Origin of the sequence: Haladaptatus sp. QDMS2 (assembly GCF_029338295.1) — an archaeon.
Taxonomy (GTDB): Archaea; Halobacteriota; Halobacteria; order Halobacteriales; family Halococcaceae; genus QDMS2.
This window is the reverse complement of the sequence record NZ_CP119792.1, coordinates 74164-94826: the sequence shown is the minus strand read 5'-3', so window position 1 is coordinate 94826 and position 20663 is coordinate 74164. Positions and strand designations below refer to the sequence as shown.

Annotated in this window: 22 protein-coding genes; 10 read left to right on the top strand and 12 right to left on the bottom strand. The window is 58.2% G+C overall.

The genetic code is table 11. The features are described from left to right. The first annotated feature begins 165 nt into the window (after nucleotides 1-165). From P1M51_RS16480 to P1M51_RS16465, 4 genes are all read left to right on the top strand, one after another. On the top strand, nucleotides 166-879 hold the full coding sequence (locus P1M51_RS16480; protein ID WP_276248535.1) for a DUF4386 domain-containing protein: 714 nt from the start codon (nucleotides 166-168) through the stop codon (nucleotides 877-879). Nucleotides 880-1597: 718 nt separating this feature from the next. Then, the gene (locus P1M51_RS16475) at nucleotides 1598-2545 is read left to right on the top strand and encodes a VOC family protein (RefSeq protein WP_276275148.1); all 948 of its coding nucleotides are present in this window, start codon (nucleotides 1598-1600) and stop codon (nucleotides 2543-2545) included. Continuing rightward, complete coding sequence (locus P1M51_RS16470) at nucleotides 2542-3201, top strand: alpha/beta hydrolase (RefSeq protein WP_276248537.1); 660 nt, start codon at nucleotides 2542-2544, stop codon at nucleotides 3199-3201. Before P1M51_RS16475 ends, P1M51_RS16470 begins: the two co-directional genes overlap by 4 nt. A 69-nt stretch (nucleotides 3202-3270) precedes the next feature. Continuing rightward, nucleotides 3271-3693: a CoA-binding protein gene (locus P1M51_RS16465; RefSeq protein WP_276248538.1), complete on the top strand. Its 423-nt coding sequence runs from the start codon at nucleotides 3271-3273 to the stop codon at nucleotides 3691-3693. On the opposite strand, the gene P1M51_RS16460 is transcribed toward P1M51_RS16465, so the two are convergent. Both P1M51_RS16460 and P1M51_RS16455 read right to left on the bottom strand, forming a co-directional pair. After that, a complete protein-coding gene (locus P1M51_RS16460; protein ID WP_276275147.1) occupies nucleotides 3694-5052 on the bottom strand; it encodes an APC family permease in 1359 nt (452 codons plus the stop codon). Between the two features lie 106 nt (nucleotides 5053-5158). Beyond that, the gene (locus P1M51_RS16455) at nucleotides 5159-5545 is read right to left on the bottom strand and encodes a DoxX family protein (protein WP_276248540.1); all 387 of its coding nucleotides are present in this window, start codon (nucleotides 5543-5545) and stop codon (nucleotides 5159-5161) included. A 228-nt stretch (nucleotides 5546-5773) separates the two neighbouring features. On the opposite strand from P1M51_RS16455, the gene P1M51_RS16450 reads away from it, so the two are divergent. From P1M51_RS16450 to P1M51_RS16440, 3 genes are all read left to right on the top strand, one after another. Then, entirely contained in the window at nucleotides 5774-6238 is a 465-nt protein-coding gene (locus P1M51_RS16450) for a nucleoside deaminase (protein ID WP_276275146.1), read from the top strand. A gap of 58 nt (nucleotides 6239-6296) precedes the next feature. Further along, nucleotides 6297-7706, top strand: coding sequence for an FAD-dependent oxidoreductase (locus tag P1M51_RS16445; RefSeq protein ID WP_276248542.1), 1410 nt, complete (start codon nucleotides 6297-6299; stop codon nucleotides 7704-7706). A gap of 115 nt (nucleotides 7707-7821) precedes the next feature. Then, complete coding sequence (locus tag P1M51_RS16440) at nucleotides 7822-8355, top strand: ArsR family transcriptional regulator (RefSeq protein WP_276275145.1); 534 nt, start codon at nucleotides 7822-7824, stop codon at nucleotides 8353-8355. Between the two features lie 11 nt (nucleotides 8356-8366). Here the strand turns inward: P1M51_RS16440 and P1M51_RS16435 are convergent, their stop codons facing one another. The 3 genes from P1M51_RS16435 to P1M51_RS16425 form a co-directional block, all read right to left on the bottom strand. Further along, entirely contained in the window at nucleotides 8367-9656 is a 1290-nt protein-coding gene (locus tag P1M51_RS16435; RefSeq protein WP_276275144.1) for a transposase, read from the bottom strand. A 189-nt stretch (nucleotides 9657-9845) separates the two neighbouring features. Further along, nucleotides 9846-10346, bottom strand: coding sequence for a hypothetical protein (locus P1M51_RS16430; RefSeq protein ID WP_276248545.1), 501 nt, complete (start codon nucleotides 10344-10346; stop codon nucleotides 9846-9848). Between the two features lie 324 nt (nucleotides 10347-10670). Beyond that, entirely contained in the window at nucleotides 10671-11630 is a 960-nt protein-coding gene (locus P1M51_RS16425; protein ID WP_276275143.1) for an ROK family protein, read from the bottom strand. 212 nt (nucleotides 11631-11842) lie between these two features. Here P1M51_RS16425 and P1M51_RS16420 point away from each other — a divergent pair, with 212 nt between their 5' ends. Then, nucleotides 11843-12271 (top strand): TRAM domain-containing protein, encoded by a 429-nt coding sequence (locus tag P1M51_RS16420; protein WP_276248547.1) that lies wholly within the window; start codon nucleotides 11843-11845, stop codon nucleotides 12269-12271. A gap of 58 nt (nucleotides 12272-12329) precedes the next feature. Here the strand turns inward: P1M51_RS16420 and P1M51_RS16415 are convergent, their stop codons facing one another. Beyond that, complete coding sequence (locus P1M51_RS16415; protein WP_276275142.1) at nucleotides 12330-13214, bottom strand: SMP-30/gluconolactonase/LRE family protein; 885 nt, start codon at nucleotides 13212-13214, stop codon at nucleotides 12330-12332. A 138-nt stretch (nucleotides 13215-13352) separates the two neighbouring features. Between P1M51_RS16415 and P1M51_RS16410 the strand changes: the two genes are divergently transcribed. Further along, complete coding sequence (locus P1M51_RS16410) at nucleotides 13353-14132, top strand: SDR family NAD(P)-dependent oxidoreductase (RefSeq protein WP_276248549.1); 780 nt, start codon at nucleotides 13353-13355, stop codon at nucleotides 14130-14132. Between the two features lie 298 nt (nucleotides 14133-14430). Here P1M51_RS16410 and P1M51_RS16405 read toward each other — a convergent pair whose 3' ends face one another. From P1M51_RS16405 to P1M51_RS16380, 6 genes are all read right to left on the bottom strand, one after another. Continuing rightward, on the bottom strand, nucleotides 14431-15225 hold the full coding sequence (locus tag P1M51_RS16405) for a serine protease (protein ID WP_276275141.1): 795 nt from the start codon (nucleotides 15223-15225) through the stop codon (nucleotides 14431-14433). A gap of 570 nt (nucleotides 15226-15795) precedes the next feature. After that, the gene (locus P1M51_RS16400; RefSeq protein WP_276275140.1) at nucleotides 15796-16239 is read right to left on the bottom strand and encodes an ArsR family transcriptional regulator; all 444 of its coding nucleotides are present in this window, start codon (nucleotides 16237-16239) and stop codon (nucleotides 15796-15798) included. 121 nt (nucleotides 16240-16360) lie between these two features. After that, nucleotides 16361-16768 (bottom strand): SWIM zinc finger family protein, encoded by a 408-nt coding sequence (locus tag P1M51_RS16395; RefSeq protein ID WP_276275139.1) that lies wholly within the window; start codon nucleotides 16766-16768, stop codon nucleotides 16361-16363. 260 nt (nucleotides 16769-17028) lie between these two features. Continuing rightward, a complete protein-coding gene (locus P1M51_RS16390; RefSeq protein ID WP_276248557.1) occupies nucleotides 17029-17490 on the bottom strand; it encodes a hypothetical protein in 462 nt (153 codons plus the stop codon). Next, the gene (locus tag P1M51_RS16385; RefSeq protein ID WP_276248558.1) at nucleotides 17483-17764 is read right to left on the bottom strand and encodes an AbrB/MazE/SpoVT family DNA-binding domain-containing protein; all 282 of its coding nucleotides are present in this window, start codon (nucleotides 17762-17764) and stop codon (nucleotides 17483-17485) included. The genes P1M51_RS16390 and P1M51_RS16385 overlap by 8 nt, the downstream gene beginning before the upstream one ends. Nucleotides 17765-17952: 188 nt before the next feature. Then, on the bottom strand, nucleotides 17953-18969 hold the full coding sequence (locus P1M51_RS16380; protein WP_276275138.1) for a hypothetical protein: 1017 nt from the start codon (nucleotides 18967-18969) through the stop codon (nucleotides 17953-17955). Nucleotides 18970-19133: 164 nt separating this feature from the next. On the opposite strand from P1M51_RS16380, the gene P1M51_RS16375 reads away from it, so the two are divergent. Beyond that, nucleotides 19134-20516 carry an ATP-binding protein gene (locus P1M51_RS16375; RefSeq protein WP_276275137.1) on the top strand — a complete coding sequence of 461 codons (1383 nt, stop codon included), beginning with the start codon at nucleotides 19134-19136 and terminating at the stop codon, nucleotides 20514-20516. Nucleotides 20517-20663: the final 147 nt, after the last annotated feature.

Here is a 20663-nt window from a genome sequence, read left to right as displayed (position 1 = left end):
TTCCGTATTTTTCCGTCCACTGGCGCTCAGACACCCGTATCAGGTTATCGAGGCGACATGGATATGCTGCCTCGTGCCCATCAAAGACGAATGGCTGGAGCTACGTTCAGAGCGCCTGATGGCCACCCTACAGATATCGAGCGGTCGGCTATCGCGAACCGATCCGTGCGACGGGGAAGTATACTCGCTGGAATCGCGCTTCTGGCGATGACTCCCCTCGCTGCCTACGCGAATTTCGTCATCCTAGGGGGACTCATCACACCGGGCGATGCCACGGCAACCGCAACCGCGATTCTCAACGCTGAAGGGGCGTTCCGCCTCGGTATCGCGAGTCTCTTGACCGTCGCTGTCCTCGACCTCATCGTCGCCTGGGCACTGTATGCTGTGTTCAGGCCGGTAAACCGCGGCGTCGCGCTGCTCACCGCGTGGTTCAGGATGGTGTTCGCCGGTATTTTCATGGTCGCCATCGCCCAGCTCACGGGTGTGCTCTCGATTTTGAATGCTGGCGATGTGGGTGCGGTGTTTACCACAGAGCAACAATACGCCCAGGCACTCCTCGGCGTCAACGCCTTCTACGAAATCTGGGACGCAGCACTGATTCTGGTTGGCCTCCATCTGGTGTTACTTGGCTATCTGATGTACCAGTCCAGTGCCGTCCCCTCGTACAAATCTGGATACATCCCGAAGGTGCTCGGCGTCCTCCTGGTCATCGCCGGCGCGGGCTACGTTATCGATAGCTTTGGCCGTGTGCTCCTCGCGAACTACTCGTTCGAGGTCGCTGCGTTCACATTCGTCGGTGAAGTCCTGCTGATTCTCTGGCTGCTCATCTACGGGCGTCGAATCAATCTTGACGAAGAGCCAGCGACGATTGCAACCTGAAGTGAGGGTTGACGGATAGCAGTTGTAGCTACCGATTGTTCGGGTCCACTGGAAGCTACAACAGGTGAAAATGTGGCCGGAACGGGTGCTCGCTCGGTGAAAGGCCACTCTCTGACCCTGACGAATCGTTAAGATTTCGCATCGCCTACACGTAGCATGGAACGCGAGGCTAGTTTTTCGAAGGGTGCCACCGCAGGGCTTCTCGGGTCGGGGCTGGGAGTACTCCTCGGGTTGGTCATCTTGTTCCTTCCACTCGGAACGGGCGAAGTATGCACGAGTAGCGGCGTGTGCACCCCCGTGCGTGGGCCGGTTGGAATCGACTATCTCCTTGGGGTAGAGGGAGCCGATCCAGCGCTCTTTTTCTGGTCGGTGTTCATCCTCGTGTTCGCCCTAGTCGGAGGCTACGGTGCGTGGACTGAGCGCCGCGCACTCGTGTGGGTGGCTGCCGTTCCCCTCCTTTTACTGACGCTTTTCGGACTGGCCAGCATTGGCTTGTTGGTCGCGCCAGCAGCACTGCTGTTGGCGCTGGCAGGGTTCTGGCTTGGGGAAATGCACCCTCCAAAAGCGCCCAGACGGTCGGCACCTCGTTCCTAAGGACCGCAGCGGTCACGCTTTGCGAATGAAACGGGCGTTCGAATCTCGGTGACGTGCCTGAACACTGTCACCCCCAACCGAACACTCATTCGCCACCCACCGCTACTCACGGTACGCTTCGTCCATGCTCACAGACACTCCCGGCATCCACCACATCACCGGCATCGTCCGCGATGCCCAGCAGAATTTCGACTTCTACACAGGCGTCCTCGGCCTGCGTCTGGTCAAGCAGACGGTGAACTTCAACGAGAAGTTCACACGCCACCTCTTCTACGGCGACGAAACCGGGTCGCCCGGAACCGCGCTGACGTTCTTTCCCTATCCCGCAGAGGACGACGGACGAGAGGGGAAACCCCAGATTACGACAGCCGCGCTCACCATCCCCGAGAATTCGGTGTCTTACTGGGAAGCCCGACTCGCAGACCGCGACATCACCGTCGAAGGACCGTTCGAGCGGTTCGACGAGACGGTACTACGCTTTGCTGACCCGGACGGCACGCACCTCGAACTCGTCACCGGTGATTCCCCAGTCGAACCCTGGGCAGACGGGGCAGTTCCGGCCGAACACGCGATTCGCGGCATCCACGGCGTCACCCTCCTTTCGACGAACGTGTTCGTGACCGCGAGTGTGCTGGACACGCTCGGCTTCGAACTCGTCAATCAAGAAGGCGACCGCGTCCGGTATCAGGCTCCGGGCGACCGGGCGACTGTCGTCGACCTCCTCGATAGAGACGCAGACTACGGACGAGAAGGCGCGGGTTCCATCCACCACGTCGCCGTCCGTGTTGAAGATGAGGAGCAACTATACGAGTGGTACGACCTGTTCAGAGAGCGGGGATACAACGTCTCGCGCGTGAAGGACCGGCACTTCTTTTACTCGCTGTACGTCCGCGAACCGGGCGGCATCCTGTTCGAACTCGCGACTGAAGCGCCCGGGCTGACTGCCGAGCTGGACCTCGAGACGCTCGGTCAATCGCTGTTTCTCCCGCCGTGGCTCGAAGAGGACCGCGAGATGATAGAGGGACAACTCACCCCACTCGATGTTTCCGGGGTACCTGGAGCGAGTGAATGAGCGACCCGTTCACCGTCGAATTCGAAGACGACCCACACCGGGGTCAGCCCCTCGAAGTTGCAGGTGCACCCCCGCAGGCAGCCGAGGCCGCGGTCATCTTGCTCCACGGGCGCGGTTCGACGGGGAATCATATGCTCACCTTGATAGACGAATTTCACCATCACGGTGTGATGTACCTCGCTCCGCAGGCTGCACGCAGAACGTGGTATCCGCGTTCAGGATACGGGCCGTTTGCGGCCAACGAACCGTGGTTCACCTCGGCGCTCGACCGTATCTCTGAAGCACTCGATGTCGCCGCGGATGCTGGTGTTCCCCCCAAACGAACCCTGCTCATGGGCTTTTCTCAGGGAGGCGGGATTGCAAGCGAGTTTGTCGTCAGGAATCCACGTCGCTACGGGGGTCTCGCCGTGCTCTCGGGAAGTCTGCTTGGACCAGAGGCGAGCCGGGACGTTGAGGGCTCCCTCGATGGCACGCCCGTCTTCCTTGGCTGCAGTACCGACGATTCGTACGTGAGCGTAGACCGGTTTCGCGACTCGGCAGTGGTCTTTGAAGCACTCGACGCAGCAGTAACAGCCCGGCTGTACGACGACCTTGGTCACGAAATCAACGATGACGAAGTGCAGATGGTCGATTCGCTCGTCGAACAACTCGTCTGAGGCGCCGAGATTGGCGTGGTGAGGATTTCCCGGCAATAGGCTCATCTGTTTGCTCACAGTACGTTTGGTATGCCAATCGAAGACAACGACGGGCTTCGCCGGATTCTCGGCTACAAGCGAATCGCTGTCGTCGGCGCATCTACGTCTTTCGAGAAGGACGCCCACATCGTGCCCGCGTACCTCCAGCGCCACGGCTACGAAATCATCCCGGTCAATCCGACGGCAGACGAGATTTTTGGCGAACCCGCCTACGACTCACTCGCCGACGTGCCAGGAACCGTCGACGTGGTGCAGATTTTCCGCCCCGCAGAGGAAGTTCCCGGAATTGTAGAAGAGGCAATCGCCCGTGGCGACGTGAAGGCGATCTGGATGCAACTCGAGATTAAAAATTACGAGGCGGCCAAGATGGCCGAGGACGCGGGATTGGACGTCGTCCAGGACCACTGCATGAAGGTCGAGCACGGACGGCTCATTCGCCACCCGATGGACTGACTACGTGGGAACGTCGTCTGTCGCCGACATCGCACCGAACGCATACTGCAGGACGAATCCTGAAACCAGTACGCCAAGCGTGAGGAGCGCGGCGAAGGGGTGGTCGACCGAGAGGCCCATCGCGAGTAACCCGAGGAAACAGAGAGCGACGACGGCAGTCAAGAGGCCGCCCGGTGCGCGGAACGGCGCGGAAATGTCGGTGCGAAATACGCGCAGGCCGACGAACGCTGCGACGTTGATTGTGTAGGGAAGCACCGTCCCGACGAGAGCAGCAAGGACGATGCCGCCGATGACCTGTTTCCCAACGACGACAGCGCTCGCGGCGACGGCGATGACACAGAGTGCGAGATAGGGGGCGTTCGTTCGTGTGCTCGTCGCAGCAAAAACACGCGGGAAGAGACCCTGGTCTGCAAGCGCGGCGAGGACGCGAGACGCGCTCGTCATGCCCACGAGCATGGTGGTGAAGATGGCGATGAGCGCGGCGACCGGGAGCAAGTAGTTCGCGAACAGCGGGATACCTGCACCGACGACGACAGCAGAAAGCGGGGCGACCATCACGAGTTCCCCTTGCTGGAACGCGCTCGGAGGGACGGTGAGGTGGATGGCGACGACGATTGCCGTGTAGAAGACAGTGGTGAGGAGGAGACTGCCGACGATGGCGCGGGGAATCGTCCGATTCGGATTTTTAACTTCCCCGGCCGCCGCAGGAACGACGGTCCACGCACCATAGCCCGTGATGGCGACGCCGATTGCGGCGAGAAACTGCATTCCTGTTCCAGTGATGAACGGCGTGGCGTTCGCAGGGTCACCGTTCGTCAAGCCGACACCGGCGACCAGCGTGAGAACGGCGAGGATGAACGCAGTGAGCACGAGATTCGTTCGTTTGGTCACGTCGATGCCCGCGAGGGTGACGGCGAGGCTCGCGCCGATTGCGAGCAGTCCGAACAACACGGGTTGGCCGCTCGCACCCGTGAATTCGGGGATGGTGCCGAGGTAGTTCGCCACGTACCACGCCGAGACGGCGACGCCGAACACCCACCCAAGGGCGTAGGACGTGCCTGCGAGGTAGGATGTGAACTGACGGACGAACGCATTTGCTCCGAGTGTCTTTGCGGGGAAAATGGCCGGTCCACCAGACTTCGGGAAGGCAGTGGCGAGTTCGGTGTAGCAAAGCGCGATGCTCACCATGCCGAGGCCCGCGAGCAACCAGGCGAGAATCGCGGCTGGCCCCACCCAAAGCCCGGTGAAGGCGGGAAAGAAGAACACCGACGACCCAATCATGCCCCCGACACTCAAGAGTAAGAGGTCGCGCAGGCCGACCGTGCGTGCGGGGCGTTCGTCGGCGGTAGGAGTAGTCACAATTTCGAATCGGTGCAGGCTCGTTATATCGGTTTACATCCAGTAACGTCGAACTGCACACCGTTTTTCCGTTGTAAATTGCAGGACAAAAGCTTCGATTAGGCGGTTATTTCACCTGGTCTGAGTCGGTCGAAGACCGAGCCCGCGAAAAGAGCATGACTGCTGCGCCAAGCATCGCCGTATTCTTCAGGAACTGAATCCGTTCAGACTGTCGGTTTTCTTCCTCGTGATTCCAGAAATCGTGCATCGTGGGCGTAATCGCGAGGAACCACCCGACGAGTGCCGCGGCAGCGAGTTTCGGCGCGCGCCAGAGCATTATTCCGATGCTCGCGACCAGCAACATCGCACTCGATGCGGGAACAAGGACGTCCGGAAGCGGGACGTCTTTTGCGTCAGCATATGCGGTACGCCCCTCGAGATTGCGAAGGTTCTCGATTGCAGTGTAGGCGAGGACGCCGCCGTACAGCAGCCGCCCGAGTCGAGAGGGAGCCATCAGCGACCCTCCGACCGCGAGCGACCAGTAGTTGAGGACGATACAGGACGGCCGTTCGCACTCGTTTGCAGTGAGAGGGGAATGTGAGTAAATGTCACGGCCGGGTTTGAGGTCCCACGAGATAAGAAGGGTTCGGAAGCAGGCATCTGTTGCTTGTAAACTGGATTCACCAGTAGCCTGCACTTAGACACGAAATTAAGACTCCCCTCTTCGTACCTGTTTACAGCTATGCCTTCATCGAAGTTCGATGAGTTCGACCACGAATCGCACATACGGGCGGCATTTGAGTTGGCGCGTGAGGCCATCGCCCGGGGCGACAATCCGTTCGGGTCCGTCCTCGTCCGCGACGACCAGATTATCCTGCGCGATTCGAATCGCGTCCACACGCAAGACGACATTCGACGCCATCCAGAACTCCACCTCGCCTACCGTGCATGCCGGGAGTACGACGCCGACGAACGCGCGGAGATGGTGATGTACACGAGCACCGAACCCTGTCCGATGTGCGCGGGTGGAATGGCGACAGCCGGATTCGGGCGCGTGGTCTACAGCGTCGGAGGCGACGAGATAGGAGACTTCACCGGGCACGAACCAGCCGTCCGCTCGGCAGAAATTCTAGCTGGCGTCAGCGACGTGGTGGGACCGGTTCTGAACGAGGAAGGGAGGCAGCTTCACGAGGACTTCGGTTGGTAAGGTTCTCGAATCGCCAACGCGGCCTGAATTTATACCTCGCGTGGCCGAAGATGAAGCTATGGCGAGGTTCGTTATCATCGGGGGCGATGCTGCGGGGATGTCGGCCGCCAGCAAGGCAAAGCGCGACAATCCCGACCTGGAGGTCATCGTTTTCGAGATGGGAAAGTGGGTTTCCTACGGAGCCTGTGGCCTGCCGTATTACATCAAGGGCGAAATCCAGTCTCTCGAGGACCTCGTGTCGATTACTCCCGAGGAGTTTCGCACGGAGCGAGATATCGACCTCCGGACCGGCCACGAAGTCGTCGAAATCGACCCCGATAACCAGACGGTCACCGCACGTCACGACGGCGGTGAGGTCGTCCAGGACTTCGACCACCTCCTCATCGCGACCGGGGCGGAGGCTGTGACGCCATCCATCGAGGGATTTGAGAAAAAAGGCGTTTTCACGCTCGGATCGATGGCCGACGGAAAGGACCTCCGAGAATTCGTGACCCGAGCGCGTGCGGAGGACGAACTCCATCAACCAGACCGTGGGCCAGCGTGCCAGTTTCTCGAATCGTGTACGGGGCCAGTGGCCATCGTCGGCGGGGGGTACATCGGCATCGAGATGGCAGAAGCACTCGCAGCAAACGGTTTCGAAGTGCACCTCTTTCAACGCGGTGACCGTATCCTCAAGGAGTTCAGCGAGGCCACGAGCGAAGCCGTCCTCTACCACCTCCGCGACCAGAACGTAGCCGTCTATCTCGATGCAGAGGTGGAGGCATTCACGGGAGGCGAGGGCATCGAAGCTGTCGAAACCGCTTCAGCGAGCGTTCCCGTCGAGATGGTGCTCGTCGGGACAGGCGTCCGTCCCCGGACAGAACTTGCAGAGGATGCGGGTATCGAACTCGGCGAGACGGGCGCGATTGCAACCGACGCCTACCGCGAGACGAACGTTCCCGACGTGTACGCCGCAGGCGACTGCGCGGAAGCGATGCACGTCGTCACCGAGAAACCAGCCTACGTGCCGCTGGCGTTGACGGCCAACCGACACGGACGGGCCGTAGGGCAGACGGTTGCAGGCACGCCGACAACAGGGGGTGGCGTCGCGGGAACTGCAGCCGTCAAAGCGTTCGACGTGGAGGCTGCTCGGACCGGCGTACTTGACCATGATGTGGCTCGCGATGCTGGCTTCGAGCCACTGACCGAAACCATCGAAGCGAAGTCTCGTGCTGGCTACTATCCCGAAGGTGGAACCGTACAGGTGACGCTCACCATCGACCGGCCCTCGGGACGAGTGCTCGGTGGAAGTCTCGTCTCCGAGTACGGCGAAGGCGCAGTCCATCGCAGTCACGCGCTCGTGGGGGCGGTCACCGAGGGTATCAGCGTCGATGACCTCGCGGACTACGACCTGGCGTACGCCCCGCCGTTCAACACGACGTGGGACCCGGTGTTGACGGCCGCGAAGGTCATCGGCGGCAAGCGGTAAGTTACGTCGTCGGAAAACGTTGGGAAAAATTGCACAGACTCTACTTCCGAAACACCTTATTCGAAATAGTTGAGTTATCGGTAATTATTTGAGATGGATTTGCGTAGGGTGAGACATGAGCGACCCGGACCCAGAAACGTGGAAAGACCACTATAGCGCCCGAGAACGCGTCCGCCTCGTCGTAGAAACGCTCACTGAACCTGCGACTATCAAAGACATCGCCGACGAAGCAGCCGTCGCCTGGGCCACAGCAGACAGTGAATTGGAGGCACTGCTCGCAGAAAACAACGTCAAGAAATACACCCAGGACGGGACCACCCGCTACGACACCAACCCCGTCAAACTGTTTCTCGACGAAATCCTCGACCTCATCAACGAGAACTCCCGTGAAGAACTCGAGAACAGCCTCGTGAATGCCACACAGCAACTCGAGGAACTGCAGGCGGAATTTAATGTCGACACCCACGACGAACTCAGAGGACTGCTCGTCGAAGAAGACCTCACTGCTGGGGAGATGCGAAACGTCCAGAACGCAGCATCCACGTGGAGCGCCCTCGAGACAGACAGCCGTCTCATAAAGCACGCCCTCCAGCTTTACGACGACGTGACCACCCTCTCCGAAGGCGACGACCACATCGCGGTCGCGTGAACTACCCCGCCCTACTCAGCCGCTGGCGCGGCTTCCTTGAGGGCGGGGCTTCCTGTTTCCACGACGCGACTTGCATCCACGACGAAGGACGAAGAATTGCCCCCATCCGTGGACACAGCGGTTGCAGTCTCCGCAGGCGTTGCTTCGGAGTGAACCACTCCTAGTTTTGAGAGTCCTCTATTGAGGACGTTCAACGACGCGTTCCAGTCTCGGTCGAGTTCGAACCCACACGCCGGACACGAATGCTCTCGTACCCAGAGGGGATTCCACGTTGAGACACCACACGACGCGCATTCTTTAGTCGTCCCTCTCGGGTTAACTTGCACCACGTAACAACCGTTCTTGTCGCCGTGGTGTTCGAGAATCGTGATGAAGTCACGCCACCCGACTTCGGCCTTGTTGCGAGCGTTCTCAGAGGATTCGAGCATTCCTTTCACGTTCAGGTTTTCAACGAACACGGCGTCGTACTCCGTCGTGTAGAAGTGCGCGAGCTTGTGCTTGAAGTCCTGCTTTTTGTTCGACATCCGGGCGTGAACTTCCGCAACCCTGAGGCGTTGTTTCTCCCAGTTGTTCGACTCGTAGTCTTTGCGGGAGAGTGAGCGTTGCTCGCGTTCGAGGCGCTCCCGGTCGTCCGATAAGTCAAGTCGGCCTATCGAACGGCCCTTGGAGTCGTAGACGAAGTTGAGTACGCCGAGGTCGAGACCCACGGTTTCCTCGGGGTTGATGTCTTTGACGGTGGGTTTCTCTGGTGTCTCAGTCTTGATGCAGAACGAGACGTACCACGCGCCCGTTGGCTCTTTCTTGAGCGTGACTTCTTTAATCGAGTCGTGGGCTGGAAGGTCACGGTGGAGGCGAATCGGGATTTCGTGGGTTTCGCCTTTGAGTTTCTTGAGTATCAGGAGCCCCCGGTTGTTCGGACCACTCTTCTTGTCGAGTTCGAAGCCCGATTGTCGGTACGTGAAACTCCTGTACTCACGCGGTTTCTTCCAATTCAACGACCCAACGTTGTACCCCTTCGCTTTGAGCTTTCCGAGGTTCTGGATGTTGTCGCGGATGCGCTCGACAGATTTCTGAAGGACGGTGGAGTAGACTTGTTTGAGGTCGGGCCACCAGTCTTTGAGAGCGGGGAGTGTGTCTCGAACCATCCAGACGCGCTGGCGGAGGGTGCCCGCGTCTTCAGGGATTTGCTCGAATTCGTTGAGTGCGTGGTTGTAGAGTTGTCGCACGGTGTTTCGCGTCCAGTCCATCGCTTGGCGTTGCTCCGTATTCGGGAACAATCGGAAGCGTGGGCTGTACATCATACGACGTGTCAACTCGTACGTAATGTGGTTTATTAAGGATACTGATTAGCGTGTCTGTGACTCGTGCGGGCGCTGTATCCCCGCCCTACTCGCTCGCGTCTTCGACGCTCGTTGAGGAAGGGGGCTTAGCGCCCTCTCTTTCAGCTAAAACCCCGACTTCAAGGCAGGGAGGATGTCAACGAATGCAGGCTACACAAGTTCGAGCGCTGCGCGTCTATGCACCAGGCAATCCGTGCACACCCAGTGGCCCTCCGGACAGATGAGCCCCGACCTGAGTGCCAAGGTGATTGGGTCTTCTCTATCGTCGTCTGCGAGCTCCTGCTCGTATTCGTCGCGTTCGATGGGGGGTGCGCCGTCTGCGATTCGGGACGTGGTCTCGACTTTCGATTTTTCACACACGAGACAGTCCGTGTCGATAGCTGGGATGGGAAAGAGTGGGCGCTTACAGGAGGCACACTCCATCGTTTCGCTCGGGTCTTTTCCCATCGCTTCCTCGTCGGGGAGTTTCTTCGCGAGCGAATCCCAGAGTTCGAACCACTCAGCCTGCGAGATGCGATATTTCGTGTCCGATTCGAGGACCATATCGCCTTCGAGGAGCCGGTCTTTCTCTGCGTCGAGCGTCGCGTCGTAACCGACGTGGACGGTGACGTCTGGGAAGAGGTCGATTGTCGAAACGCAGGATTCACACATAGCTCGCGCGCGGTGCCTCTCTATGGGGGGTCGTACTTCCGTGGGGGGATCGGTGCGTGATGGTTAGATCGACCATCATGACCTGATATGTGCCAATATCAATAATAAATTTATTGGATTTTTGCTAGATGTCTATCAAATATGGCCGCCATACGACGGTTTTCAGCAGAGTTTTGTTGGTTGAGAGAACACAGAAGTGAGAGAATAGAGAGTGGGATGGGTGTAGATATTTGATAATTGAGTGGATAGAGAGAGCGCGATGAGTGCGGTTGTGAGGCTTGGCGACTGACAGCTAGATGAGACTGGTGGACACGTAAGAACTCTTCAGTCTGTTCGCGGTTTTGGAACTGGTTGGGTCTTCGTCGCATCGAAGTAATTCGCCGTTGCGCCGTACAATTCGATGTCCGCACCCAGTGCCGTGAGTTCGATGGTGGGTGGGTCGGCAAGAACGTAGTCGTCGATGTGCTCGTGGATACCTCCAAGTATCCACTCGGGATTCTTGAGCGCCACTGACCCACCGAGGGTGATGATGCCCGGGTCGAAGGCGTTCACGATTGCGCCGATGCCCGCAGCGTTGTAGCGAGCGATTCGATCGAGGCACGACTGGGCGAGCGGGTCGCCTTCAGCTGCGGCGTCGAAAACATCGGGTGCGGTGAGCGAGTCACTATCTCGAAGGAGCGAATCGCGCTCATCGAGGGCGAGTTCGTGGGTTGCGAACTGGGCGATTCCCCGTCCCGAGCAGTAGGCTTCCCACGCGCCGCGGACGTCCGTGCTCCAGAGGTCGCCGTCTGCGACGATTGGGAAGAGGCCGACCTCTGCGGCGAACCCGCGCTCGCCCCGGATTGGCTCGCCGTCTACGACGACGCCCGCACCGATACCCGTCCCGAAGGTCACGTGCACGACGGTCGAATACTCGTGACCAGCACCGAAGGTGTCCTCGCCGAGTGCCGCGGCCGTACAGTCGTTTTCGACTTTTGTTGGGAGGTTCAACTGTGATTCGATGGTTTCTGCAACGGGGAGGTCTCGAAGCGTCTCGCCGTCCGGGGTGTCGAACTCGGAGATGATTCCTCGTTTTGCGTCGACCAGGCCGGTCGTCGAGATGGAGACAGCTTCGATTGAAGTAGTCTCTGCGAGGCGTTCGACGATTTCGGTGAGCTGGGACAGCAGGTGTGCTGGACGGGTCGGTTCGGTGTGGATGTTTCCGGGTCCGTCTGGCGTGGCGCTCGCGTAGCGAATGCGCGTACTGCCGATGTCGATGACCGCGATGGAGGGGGCTGTGTTCATTGCGTGGTGGAGATCTTGGGTGAGGGGAGGACCGAGGTGTTGGAACGTGCGGGCACTGTTGCTGACGCAAAGATACAGGTGGTGAGTGAGAAGCTTTTGGGCCGTCTTGTGGGAGGTAGCCGTCTGCCCATTTGCCTATGGCCTCGGTTTTTCGTAACATCTAAGCGGAAATTACAAGGTTCGTCCGTCGAAATTCTGCCGTCAGAGCCTAAATGGAGTTTATAGAGCAATTTCAGTGTCTGTTTTCTGCACAAATCGAAAATCACGGCGAATCCTACCACATCGAAGTTCCAGAACAGGAGCTGCGTCTCGGCGGCCTCGAAGCGGGCAAAACGTACCGCGTGGCAATCGTCGCGGAGCCGACTGAGTCAGAGGCAGAACGCCACGAGGTCGAACAAGCAAAATCGTCCACCTCGTCTGCATCTGCACAGTCAGAACAACCGGTCACAGAGGGCGAAGAGCGCACCGTCGAAATCGAGAGTCTCGGCGACCAGGGAGACGGCATCACCCGCGTCGAACGCGGCTTCGTCGTCATCATTCCTGATACAGAGCAGGGCGAACGCGTTCGCGTCAAGATTACCGACGTACGAGAGAACGTTGCCTTCGCAGAGGTCGTAGAGCGACTCAGTTATTACGAATAATCAGTGTGTTCTGGGTCACTGGCGCACAGAGAAACGAGAGGGAATTGGATACAGGGCGTCAGAAGTCGATTTTCGACCGGTTTTCGGGCAGCCCGGGAACAGCAATCTCAAAGCCGAAGAGTGCTCCGGCACCGGGACCTTCGTCTGCCCGGTCACCTGGTGGCCCGTCGCCCGGCCCGAGTGCCGTCGTGACGTAGGCGTTGGTGCGGTCTTCACCGCCGAACGTGACGCTCGAAACCTTCCGTGCGGGAAATTCGATTCGTCGAACTTCCGTTCCATCTGGAGCGTACCGGACGAGACACCCGCCGTCCCACCGCGCAGACCAGACGTACCCCTCCTCGTCGACGGCGAGACCATCTGGAACACCTGGTTCGTCTGAGCAGTCGATGAACACGTCGGGGTTCGCGAGTGCTCCGGTTTCCTCGTCGTACTCGTATCGGTAGACCGTACTTGCGCGGGACTCCGTGACATAGAGATCGTCCCCGTCAGGTGAGAAGCCGAGTCCGTTCGGGATGTCGAGGCCGTCTACCACCTGCGACAGAGTTCCGTCGGTGTCGAGACGATAGAGCCGTCCGAGACGAGTCTCCGTCGGCATCGTCCCACAGAACACGCGGCCTCGTGGGTCCGCCACGACGTCGTTGAACCGAGAATTTCGTTCCCGTGGGAGTTCGTCGATGAGGACGTCGGTGATGCCCTCGTGCCACCGCTCGACGCGTCCCCCATCCTCGAACAGAAGAAGTGAACCGTCAGCTTGGATGGTGAACCCGCCGATGACGTCCGTCTCGTAGCAGCGTTCGTGTTCATCCACCGCGGGGTCGTACCGATAGAGGACGCCAGCCGGGATGTCGACCCAGTACAGTCGTTCCTCGTCGGGGTGCCAAAGCGGTCCCTCCCCCGTGTGACAGCTACTGTCGACGAGTCGCCTCGGAGATACGTCGAACATGGTGAGCTATACTACACGATGTGAACATCGAACAAATATAATTCGGGCAGTGTACCTGCACAAACTCGAGTACAGCTGTTGTGTCGACTTTCATCCGAACAGTAATGTGGTGGAGTCAACCACATACTGCTCACAAGTATGTCGCTCGAAGGAAAAACCGCGTTGATAACCGGCGCAAGCTCAGGCATCGGTCGTGGCATCGCTCGCGAACTCGCAGATGCGGGCGTGAACATTGTCGTCGCGGACATTCGAGAGACGCCAAAACAGGGCAAGTACTATCAGACAGACGTCTCCCTCCCGACGGCTGAACTCGTCGAACAGGAGTCGGGTGTCAACGCGGTTTTCGCGAAGACCGACGTCACCGACGAATCGGCCATCGAGGCGGTAGTCGAAACAACCGTCGACGAGTTCGGTGGACTCGACATCCTCGTAAACAACGTGGGCACCCAGGTGCTTGGGTCCTCACAGGACGTCACCGCAGACGACTGGCACCACGTCGTCGACGTGAACCTGACGAGTTACTTCCTCACGGCGAAGTACGCCATCCCGCATCTGGTCAACTCATCGCAGGGCCGCATCGTCAACGTCAGCAGTGTAAACGCCTACATGGGTGGGGGCGGCCCGCCGTACTCGGCGACGAAAGCGGGTATCGTCAACCTCACCCGAGACTTGGCGCTCGAAGTCGCAGACGAGGGCGTGACCGTCAACACCGTTCTTCCTGGAGTGGTGAAAACGCCGATGCAGGACCAAAACGACGAGGCGACGCGCCGCCGTCAGGCAGAAAAAACGCCGCTCCCGCGTGTCGGCGAACCGGGAGACGTTGGGAAAGTTGTCCGGTTTTTCGCGAGCGACCACGCCGAGTGGATTACCGGCGCCGAATTGCTCGTTGACGGTGGGTACTCCATCGGTGGGTACTAGCCCCAAACGGCAAACCAGGCGACGTTAAAACGGCTAATAAAACGCAAGGACATCACTGCCATGGCCAATTTCAGCCCGCGTCGAGTCGTCCTTGGTGACGCGATATTCTTCAGATTGTCCGCCCTGAAGAGCCGTTATTCGGCCACGAAGTCGATGGGGCAACAATCTGGATTATCGTTGACGGATGCCGACCGTATGCTCTATAGGCGGAGCAGGGCGAGAACCCCGACCCTTGAGGTCGGGGTTGTTCACTGCGATACGTGAGTCGTGTGACAACGGATACGAGGACCGTCAGTCGTCAGACCCACGTCTCGTACTGCTCGTCGACGTCCTCGATGGTCTCGTGCAGCGACATCAACCGCCCGACGATTCGCGTGTGCGCGTCGTCAGATTGTGGGCCCTCCGGAGGGTCGTTTGGACCCCTGTTTCCCGGTCGTGTTGCGCCATACGTCAGGCCAACGACCGCACCGTCCAGCGTGAGGAGTGGCGACCCGCTGTTGCCCTGCACCCCGGGGACGTGTGTACGGAGCCGCGGATCGACACTACTTGGCTCGGCCATCGGGCCGGCGGTGATGACCCAGTTGCCCATAATAGAGGGGTGCCCGACCTGGAGGAGGGGCTGGCCGGCCTCGAGGTCGTCCGACGACCCAGCCTCGAGCGGGTCGAGGTCCAGCCCCTCGGCTCGCACCAGCGCCACGTCCGGCTGGCGGTTCTCGACGTAGTCGACCACTTCGGCTTCGTAGGATTCCCCGTCGACGGTCCAGAGGTCGAACGTCTCCGACCCGCGGACGTTGTGAGCGTTGGTAATGACGTGTGACCCGTCGCCGTAGACGAACCCGGTCCCGCTGGCGTGGACGCCGCCGCCGAGACTCGTCTGCAGGTAGACGACCGATTCTCTGACCCGCTGGCCGACCTCTCCTGCTCGCTCGACGGCCTCGTCGTCTAGCTCTGGTGGCGTTTCGTCGCCCTGACGGAGCAGCTCCCCTGATGAGGCATTCTCCGGGATGGAATCAGAGACTTGGTCAACGCACCCTGCGACCGCGACGAGGGCGCCCGATGCGGTCGTTTTTAACACCGCACGTCGGCTTGGCATACTGGATGGTGGGGTGGCCGACGAAAAAGACCGTCGTTGCGTGAACCGCGCCCCTCGGGGACCGATAAACTGGCAGGCTACGTCGCTTCCTGGAGTTTTGCTTCGAGCAAATCGAGCAGGTCCCAGAGCGCACCGACTGGTGAACGAGCGTCGAGCGTAGACGGAGAATAGTCGTACTCTGACTCTGGTGAGGTACGTTCCTGAAAATGGAACCATCCCTCAACGTGTGGGTTTGGTTCGTTGTGAAAGCCACAATCGTATCCACTGGACTCGCGTAATGCAACTTGAACATCGCCTCAAAGTGCGTCCGTGGGGCTGCTGGATGAATGGAAGCTACCCGAGTATCCTCCTCAGTGAGAGTCGGAGAAGGGTGCCAAACGAGGCGGAGTGTTGCTGTGTCAGCGTCCCTGCCAAAGTATTGCGGAGAAATCGTCGCTGCGACTTCGGCGTACTCGCCGCTGGGTTCACCCCACGCTGCAGAGACTGCGGGATGGTGTTCAAGCTGTTGGCGAAGTTATCTGAGAATTCGGTGGCGGTCTGCCCCAGACTCACTGCCTGAACGACCACCGGTCATGCCGACGCGGGACGCGACGAACTGTACGTATCGTAATGGTCGAGCGCATCACGAACGATCGACAGTCGATACCGGGCGTACTCCCAATCCGAGACGGCTTCGAGACGTTCGCGCGCCTCTGCGGGCGTGAGGCCACCAGTGGCGATAGACGTCCGAAGCGCGGTCGGTGATTCAACCTCGTACGTGGAAGTAAACTCCGCGAGTTCCTCTTGTAGGTCGACCGCCCTCGTGGCAAGCTGGTCTTCTGTGTGTTCCTGGATGAGTTCGCGAATATCCTGGAATCGAGTGTAGATTGCGTCGGGTGCGTAGCCAGTCCCCCGCTCGGTCGTGGTCGTTGCGAGAACGCCGAGGTCGGCAAGCCGCGAGAGATGGCTGCGAGCGGTATTCTCTGAGACCTGTGCTTCGTCTGCAATCCACGCTGCAGTGCGTGGGGTCGACACGGTAAGGGCGACGCTTTTCACGCGGTCAAATGCTGAAGTATGCTTAAGCCATGTATCGCTCATTGAAGTTACTTTGAGGCGCATATCAATAATTCTATTCATACCTCAAAATAAGTTTCAGTCATTCGACCGACCCCATTTTTTCCGAGAGGTAGCATTCCCAGCAGGTAAAGCCCGGAAAGCACTCCTCACAGGAAGGCTCGTCCACTTCCGGTGCTGTAGCAGGTGCAACGCCGCCATCAGTGACGACCCGCTCGACCTTCTGTGCTGCCTGCAGAATGGGTGCTCGAATTGCCACGGCGAGCCGATGCTTACACGCACCCTCGAAGTGGGCATCGGCAGGGCACTCGCAGGTCGTTGGAACACCGTTCCTGACCGTCACGAGATACTCGTGATTTTCGGGGTCGGCATAGCTCTCGTTTCTGACGAGGACGCCTCGGTCGGTGAGTGAGAACTCGAAGGCTTCGTACTGGGCGCGTTTCAGTGAACGATTCGTGTAGTCCAATCGCTGCAGAATGTGTTCTGACATGGGGATATAGCGAGGCCAGTTGTGAGTGGCCCCGCACCCCTTGGGGGCGCATAAACTGGCGTGATAAGCGTCTCTGCCTGTTGTGTAGCAAAATGGTTCAACACATCTACGAATCAGCTGTAGACGTATACACACCAAACCTCTCGAAAAGCGCGCCACAAGCCTCATGTGATGCGACAATTCTCGATTGCACGATAAATTCGTGCTGCGACGAATCCAAGTTTCGTGGTACAGCCTGTTCCGAAGGCAAACGATATGAGTCAGTAGCCGAGGTACTCGTTGAGTGTGGCGAATTCTGCGGAAGACAATAGTACCGTGGTTTCGACGTTATCGACTGCCGCAAAGTCATCGTCGAGTGTGAGAATCGTGCCAACCCCTTCTTCCTGAGCGACCCGTGCGTAATATCCGTCCCAGGCGTCGATATTCAGGTCTCCCGCGAGTGAGAAGCCCGAGCGCACGATCTGTTCCGGTAATCCATCGTACCAGTGGATGCGTTTGGCGTCCATAAGGTTCTGCATCAGCGTTGCGGCCCGTTCGTTCGAGAATCCGTAAAACGAGGTGAGAACGTGATGTGCTCCGATAAGTGTGGTGTAGGGGATGATTGCCTCAATGTCGCCCTGAATTGCGTCTTGGAGATGAGAAAGGGCTGGCTCACTTACGGGCGTCCCAGCATGTGCGAGTGCAATCACGCTTACGTCAAAGAGGTATGGCCCGTCACTCATCGTCAGCGTGTTTCGCGGCCTGTCTGCGGATGATTTCGGCGTGGTCTTGGGCGTACTCGTCGAAATCTTCGGAAGTTCGTAGTTCGCGGTTGCTCGCCGCCTCATCGATAAGCTCGTTCATGCGGCTGATAATGTGTTCTGGGTCCTTTTCAGGTTGGACAACGGCTGTACCGTCTTGTTCTGTGATTTCAACCTCTGTACCTGGATTGATGCCGAGTCGTTCACGGAGGTGCTTGGGCAGCAGTATGCGGCCCTTTGAATCCACTTTCGCCATATTCCCACCTCTAGTGGGAATCGGTATAATTGTTGCGACCACCCCCGAAAGTCTCCTGTCTCATAGGGTCGATACGAATGGCTAACGTGAGAATGGCTCGGGGGATCTTATGAGAAAGTTTGATTCTAAGCTACCACCTCAATAGAAAATTTCAGATAAGCTAGAGAAAACGGGACGTAACCATACAGTCATTCAGCAAACGCAACGTCGTCAGTTGAATACGAATAAAGCGAGATATCGTGTTCGTCGCAGTACGATTGTAGCTTTTCCGGTGAAATCGACTTGCCATCGAATTGTCCTTCGTACGCAACGGCCACACCATCCTCGCTCGGTTCGACGACGATTGCGACATCCGGTTCGTCGTGACTCGTTTTGATGACGCGGTCACCCACGACGTAGGGATTCGGCGCAAACGCCAGATTCGTGTGCTTGTAGGTGTAGCATTTGATTTGTTGGTCGTGACAGTACGAGGCGAGTTTCGCAGGGTGAATCGTCCGCCAGTCACCCGGCCCCTCGTCGAGCAGAGCAGGGAAAGTCACTTGAATCGCTTCGCCATCCATCGTCTGCCCCATGATTTTCGCTTCATGTTCGGGTGGCAGGACGTCGATGACGACACCCACCGCAGGGTCTGCGTCTGCGACCTTGACCACTCGGTCACCCGGAACGAACGGGCTTGACGGCCGTTGGGTCATATGCGCGGTGTTCGGACCGAGGTCCATGAGCTCGTTCATCGGTCGGACAACGAGGTGGTCGAGCTTGCTCGGTCGGTCGCCTTCGTAAGCTTCCTCTGACTCGACCTTCGATTGCAGCGTTCGCGTCCTGACCCACCCGAGCAACATGAGCGAATCTTCGTTATCGCGATGCCACGCCATGACGATGATGTCGTCGTCTGGATCATTCTCATACAGTGTTTTCGGCAAGAACGCAGAGACATCACGCGACGTTTTCACGTCCACGGTGTAACCAAACACCTCGAAATCGTGACCGGAGAAACTCTCTGGATTGCACAGGCGCATCGCCTCGTCATTTTCCCAGTGCCACATCTCGACAGGGAGATACTCTCTGCAGAACGCTTCGAAGGCCAGTTCGCCGAGGTTGCCAATGCGTTTGACGTCAATGGCCTGCTTGCCTTTCTTTCCGATTTGCTTCACCGCCTGGTGGTGGGCGCGCTCACGGTCGATTTCATCGGGGCGATAGCGATACATTCAGCTGAGAGAACATATCTAGACGAGATAAACATTCTGTTTGAGAAACAGTTCCTCTGTCATTCGCACCATCCCACGAATTCCAACACGGTGTGGACACTGAGACTGTGGTGTCCGAGTCCCACCACAAATCTTATGCACAAGATAATATAATCTACTGCATAATGATTGATCGAGAGCGGGAACTAGAGTGGCTGACCTCACATCTCAGACGAGAGGACCGGCAGTTTCTCGTTGTGTATGGTCGCCGTCGAGTCGGGAAAACGACGCTCGTGACGACAGCACTCGATTCACTCGAACAGGACTCCCAATACTATCTTTGTGACCAACGAGGGCCGAAACACAACGCAACGCGATTCGCACGACAGTGTGCGGACCACTTCAACGATGTGCCGCCCGACGTGGACACATTTGTGGACGCGTTTCGGTATCTCAAGGCACGAGTTGAAGGACCGTTCGTCGTCGCATTGGACGAGTTCTCCTACCTCGTAGAGGCGGATGAGACCATCCCGTCTGTATTTCAGACCATCGTCGACGAAGTGCTCTCAGACACAGCGATTTCGATTGTCCTCCTGGGCTCGTCGATCTCGATGATGGAAGAGGGTGTGTTGAGTTACGAAAGTCCGCTGTACGGACGCCGAACTGGACAGTGGCGACTCGAACCACTCACCATCGGTGACGTGGCGAAATTTGTCCCGCAATATGATGCTGACACCACAATCCAGGCGTACGGTGTGCTCGGTGGCGTTCCAGCGTATCTCGAGCAATTTGACGAGACTGAAGATCTCCTTTCGAACATCGAACAGCACATCCTCTCGAAGGGTGCATTTCTCTACGAAGAGCCTGAATTCCTCCTCCGACAGGAACTCCGGGAACCGACCACCTACATGGCGATTCTTGAAGCGATTGCCAACGGTGCAACTCGTGTGACCGATATCGCGAATCATATCGATAAGAAGGCAAGCGGCATCTCACGATATCTCCAAAACCTGACGCAGTTAGCGCTCGTCGAGCGCGAAACACCGGTCACAGATCCCGATGGACGCGGTGTCTACAAACTGACTGACCAGTTCGTCCGGTTTTGGTTTCGCTACGTCTCGCCGAACCGAGGAACCCTCGAACAAGGCCGAACCGAACCCGTCCGAGAATCGATTGCTGAAACATTACCAACGCACACAAGCTTCGCGTTTGAAGCAGTCTGTCGACAGGCTGCCCGAGCGCCGTCATTTCCAGTTTCCAGTTCCCGAGTAGGCCGCTGGTGGTACAGCGAGCAAGAAATTGATGTGGTTGGGTTGAATCCACAAACCAAGACGCTCTTCCTCGGAGAATGCAAGTGGACCACTAATCCCGTTGGTCAGTCACTCCTCGACGACCTCGAATCGACTGAACCGGACGTGCGTTGGCAGGGTTCTGACCGGGACGTTGCGTACGGGCTCTTTTCGAGATCTGGCTTCACAGACGAGCTTGTAGAGAGTACAACACAGCGTGAGAATGTCCATCTATTCGAGCCGGCAGATGTGTTGGCGCTGTTCGAAGAGACGTCCTGAAGTTGTTGTTCTCCGTGCGGTACGCTAAATTCCCTGAAAAATCTTCCACGTTCCGTTTCAGATTGCGCTCAGATTACCAATTCATTCCCATTCGAGGGGATTGTCTCCAGAAGTCATGTTGTATATCTGTAAATCGATGACAGAGAG